Genomic DNA, 4908 nt, shown 5'->3' with positions numbered 1-4908 from the left:
TGGCGGAAACATCCACCGCATTAAAAATTGCCGCAATATCCGCAGGGTGACGCAAAGGCTGTTCTTCCTGCCGCCAGCGCACCTCAACACGCCTGCCCGGCCCCCCGGCCCTCAGTTCTTCCCAGATATCCAGCTCACAGGCGATGCCCGCCTTTTCCAGCGCTGCCGTCAGCGGCGCAAAGTTCGCGCCCAGATGGGCCAGAGCGGCCAGGGTCATATCGCCGCTGATGCCGCCGCTGCAATCCAGATACACATCCACCATGCTTTCATCTCCGTTGCGCGCCGCGCCGGGGGCTTCCCCGGACGCACTTGTGCAGCATCCGCCTGTTGTTGTATAAAGAGAAAAAGGCCGCTGTGTTCCGCAGCCGTCCAACTCTGAAACGTATCGAAAACCGGAGGGAAGCATGCCCGTACAAAACTGGATGACCACCGATGTTGTGAGCGTCACCCCGGAGACGTCTCTGCTAAAGGTGGGCAAGCTCATGAAAGACCACCATGTCCGCCGCCTGCCCGTGCTTGACGACAAGGGCCGCGTGGTGGGCATTATTTCTGACCGTGACGTGCGCGACGCCTCCCCCTCCAAGGCCACCACGCTCGACATGTACGAAATGCACTACCTGCTCGCCGAACTCAAGGCCAAAAACATTATGACGGCCAACCCCATGACCGTCAAACCTTCCGACACGGTGGAACAGGCGGCCCTGATCATGCTCGACAACAAGATCGGCGGGCTGCCCGTGGTGGAAGAAAGCGGCAAGCTGGTGGGCATTATTTCAGACCATGACGTGTTCAAGGCTCTGGTGGACATCACCGGCGCGCGCCTTGGCGGCCTTCAGTTCGCCATAGAGCTGCCCGACCTGCCCGGCACGGCCCGCCCCCTCTTTGACCTGCTGCGCGCCCACAACGCGCGCCTGCTGTCCGTTCTGACCGTAAGCAACGAGGACGGCAATCGTCACATATTCATCCGGGTGCGTGAGCTTAAAAACGCCGCGGCCGAAAACACCCTGATGGAAGAGGTTGCAAAGCTCGGACGTGTGCTGTACTGCATTCGGCAAAATGCTTGATCAACCCAATCAAGATTAGCACATCCTTTCAGGATCGCTGGAAAAAAATCTTGACTGAATCAGTGGGGCAGACCAAAAAAAGCTGTCAGGGCTTGCCATCAAAATTTTTTTATGGCATAAAGGCATTCGTTGTGATTGCATTATGCTTTCGCGCCCATTGGAGGAATTCGGCCGGGTAACCCCGGTTGGCTGCGCCTGGAGCATATCGTTCCGGCGAGGTTGAGTACTATCTGTCCAAGGAGGACACACGCATGGCTGAGATCACCTATAAAGGCAAAAGCTTTGAAGTTGACGAAGACGGTTTCCTTCTGCGTTTTGACGACTGGTGCCCCGAATGGATGGATTATGTGAAGGAATCCGAAGGCATCTCCGAAATCACCGCTGACCACCAGAAGATCCTTGACTTCCTGCAGGACTACTACAAGAAGAACGGCATCGCTCCCATGGTCCGCATTCTGTCCAAGAACACCGGCTACAAGTTGAAGGAAGTGTACGAACTCTTCCCCTCCGGTCCCGGCAAGGGCGCCTGCAAAATGGCCGGCCTGCCCAAGCCCACCGGCTGCGTGTAGTCCGCCACTACATTCGGAAAAAAAGCGGAAGGGAAACCTTCCGCTTTTTATTTTTACAAAAAATCAGAACTCTTTTAATTTTCATTTTTTTGTAAAAGCCACGCCGGGCCTTGCAAAGACCGGAAGCTGAACTATCCTCATCTACAGAGCGTAACGCTCCATTCTGCCGGAACCTCCCGAATCCGGGTCTGTTTCATTTTTTCCCAAGGCTTTTTGCCAGCACATGGCAACATCCGGCAAAAAGCCTTCCCGGCGCGTCATCCACAACAACCAGCCCGGCGCGGGATTGCGCGCATACTTTACGCCGGGGCAAAAAAACGGTATCGCCCTGCCATGAAAATTCGTCTGTCGTGGAAAAAGCTCACCCTCTGGCTGGTGGGTATACTACTGGTATGCGGCCTTCTTGGTGGCGGCGCTGTGGTCATGCTCTTTTACTGGGCCTCACGCGACCTGCCGGATATCAACCGCATTGCTGAATACAAGCAGCCTCAGGCGTCTGTCATTCTTGCGCGGGACGGCTCCACCCTTGGCACGCTGTATCATGAAAAACGCTTTGTCATCGGCCTCAAGGAAATGTCGCGTTTTCTGCCCCTGGCCTTTCTGGCGGCGGAAGACGACGCTTTCTACCGGCACATGGGCGTGGACCCCACTGCCATCCTGCGCGCGGCCATCAACAACTTTCGCAAGGGGCGTCAGGGCGAGGGCGGCAGCACCATCACCCAGCAGCTCATCAAGCAGCTCTTGCTGACCTCCGAGCGCAGCTACACCCGCAAGATGAAAGAGGCCATTCTGGCCTATGATCTGGAAAAAACCTATACCAAGGACCAGATCCTTACCATCTACCTGAACCAGATATATCTGGGCGAGCACGCCTACGGCGTGGAAGCGGCCGCACGCACCTATTTCGGCAAGCACGCTTCGGACATTACCCTGGCCGAAAGCGCGGTTATTGCCGGTCTGCCCAAAGCCCCCAGCACGTACAATCCCTTCCGCCGCCCGGAAGAGGCCAAGAACCGTCAGATGTACGTTCTGGGCCGCCTGCGCGACCTCAAGTGGATCAGCCCCGAAGAATACGAAAAAGCCGCCGCCGAGCCTCTGGTGTACTGGAGCATGCCCGAAGGCATGGGGGGCGCGGCCCTGTGGTATCTTGAAGAAACCCGCCGCCTGCTCATAGAATTTTTTACGGAACAGAACCTCAAGGCTCTGGGGATAGAAACGGACAAGTCCGGCGTGGACTACGTGTACGAAGCGGGCCTTACCGTGCATACCTCAATGGACCCGTCCCACCAGTACGCCGCCGGGGCAGCCCTGCGGCAGGGACTGGAAGAACTGGACAAGCGCCAGGGCTGGCGCGGCCCGCTGGAAAAGCTGAATGCCGAACAGCAGAAAGCCTTTGCCGCGCAAAAAACTTTCAGCCCTCTGGACCTTGCAGGCAGCAACTGGGTCAAGGCCCTTGTTGTTTCCGCCGACGCCAAAGAGGCCCGCGTAAGCCTGGGCCAGGGCTATACCGGCCTTATCCCCGTAAGCAACATGTCATGGGCGCGCAAGCCCAATCCCAAAGTGGCGGGCATCTACGCCCCGGCCGTCAAGGATGCCAGGCTCGTGGTCAGCCCCGGTGACCTGATCTGGGTGTCCGCAGCGGAAACCACGGTGAGCGAAACCAACGCCAAGGGCCGCAAGGAAAAGAAAACCATCCCCTTTGACCCTTCGACCGCCAAAAAAGGTGCTCCCATTTCCCTGCTGCTGCAGCAGGAACCGGCAGTGCAAGGGGCCATTGCCTCGGTGGAAGCTGAAAACGGCGATGTGGTGGCCCTTATCGGCGGCTATCAGTTCGGCGACAGCCATTTCAACCGCGCTACCCAGGCCCGCCGTCAGCCAGGCTCCAGTTTCAAGCCCGTGGTTTACTCCACGGCGCTGGATATGGGCTTTACCGCCGCCTCTACTGTGCTTGATGCGCCTTTTGTTTATGTGAATCCCTATACCAACGAGGTATGGCGGCCTTCAAACTACGAAAAGAACTACAAGGGCGAGCTGCCCCTGCATCAGGCACTGGCGCTCTCGCGCAATACCTGCACCGTGCGGATCGCCCAGCAGGTAGGCATTGCCAATGTGATCCAGAGGGCCAAGGCGCTGGGTCTTGAACCCCATTTTCCGCAGGAGCTTTCTGTCAGCCTCGGGGCTGTGGCCGTTTCGCCCCTCAACCTTACCCAGGCCTATGCTGCCTTTGCCAACAAGGGCATCGGCGTGCGCCCGCGCATCATCACGTCCATAAGCGACCCGCAGGGCCGTGTGCTCTACCGCCAGGACGTGGAGCAGTGGCAGGCCGTCACCCCGCAGAACGCCTATATCATGGCGACCCTGCTCAAGCAGGTGGTCAATGCGGGTACGGGCAGCCGCGCCAGGGTGCAGGGATTCAACATCGGCGGAAAAACCGGAACCACCAACGAAGAGCACGACGCCTGGTTTGTGGGCTTTTCACCGCACCTTGTCACGGGCGTTTATGTGGGCTACGACCAGTTACAGTCTCTGGGCCGCCTGGAACAGGGCGGGCGTACCGCCGCGCCCATCTTCCGCTACTATCGTGTGGAAGTGGAAGACCGCTACCCTGCGGACGATTTTACCATGCCCGAAGGCATCACCATGATGGACGGGCTTGCTTTCCGCTCCGACATGCCCATACAGGGCGTTTCGGCCACAGCCGCCACCACTGAGGACGACAGCGTGGTCGACACCTCGCAGGGCGGCGAAGACCTTATGCGCCAGATGTTTTAGACACTGTCTAGAGGAACGTGCTTTCAGCCTGCGCGGTTGAAAGCTTGCCATGTCAGGAACAAACTGGCCCGGCGCAGGCCGGAGACGCTTTTTTACAGAGGGGGCCGCACGGCCCCCTCATGATGCCCGATACCGCGCGCCAACGCCGCAACACAAAGGAAATTCATGATTCCCTACGGTTCTCTTGTTGTCTATGTGACCCCCAAGGGCCGCCGCTACACCAAAAAGCTGACCGAAGGTCAGGACTGGCACAGCAATGACGGCGCCTTACCGGCCGCTGATGTGGCCCGCTGCGATTTCGGCAGCGTGATCTACACCAACCAGCAAGTGCCAATACAGGTCATGGAAGCCACCCTTTATGACCGCCTCAAGACGCTCAAGCGTCAGACGCAGATCATCTACCCCAAGGACATCGCCTATATCTGCCTGCGCCTCGGAGCCGGGCCGGGCCGCACCATCATTGAGGCGGGCTGCGGCTCCGGCGGCCTGACAACGGGGCTATC

4 protein-coding genes and 1 pseudogene are annotated in these 4908 nt (G+C 58.5%); 4 read left to right on the top strand and 1 reads right to left on the bottom strand.

All coding sequences use genetic code 11. The features are described 5' to 3' along the window. Positions 1–262 (bottom strand): nickel insertion protein (larC, locus tag V6C16_RS07950; protein ID WP_333542979.1); only part of this gene is annotated, 262 nt, incomplete at its 3' end. Between the two features lie 142 nt (positions 263–404). On the opposite strand from larC, the gene V6C16_RS07945 reads away from it, so the two are divergent. From V6C16_RS07945 to V6C16_RS07930, 4 genes and pseudogenes are all read left to right on the top strand, one after another. Continuing rightward, positions 405–1064, top strand: coding sequence for a CBS and ACT domain-containing protein (locus V6C16_RS07945; RefSeq protein ID WP_333534690.1), 660 nt, complete (start codon positions 405–407; stop codon positions 1062–1064). A 251-nt stretch (positions 1065–1315) separates the two neighbouring features. Further along, on the top strand, positions 1316–1633 hold the full coding sequence (locus V6C16_RS07940; protein WP_012625537.1) for a TusE/DsrC/DsvC family sulfur relay protein: 318 nt from the start codon (positions 1316–1318) through the stop codon (positions 1631–1633). 333 nt (positions 1634–1966) lie between these two features. After that, positions 1967–4405 (top strand): penicillin-binding protein 1A, encoded by a 2439-nt coding sequence (locus V6C16_RS07935; protein ID WP_333534689.1) that lies wholly within the window; start codon positions 1967–1969, stop codon positions 4403–4405. Positions 4406–4570: 165 nt separating this feature from the next. After that, positions 4571–4908: pseudogene (locus tag V6C16_RS07930) on the top strand (tRNA (adenine-N1)-methyltransferase); the annotation flags it as partial.

The organism is Desulfovibrio sp. 1188_IL3213 (genome assembly GCF_036763145.1).
In the GTDB taxonomy this organism is placed as follows: Bacteria; Desulfobacterota; Desulfovibrionia; order Desulfovibrionales; family Desulfovibrionaceae; genus Desulfovibrio.
The sequence above is the reverse complement of the archived record's forward strand: the minus strand, read 5'-3'. Positions and strand labels throughout refer to the sequence as shown.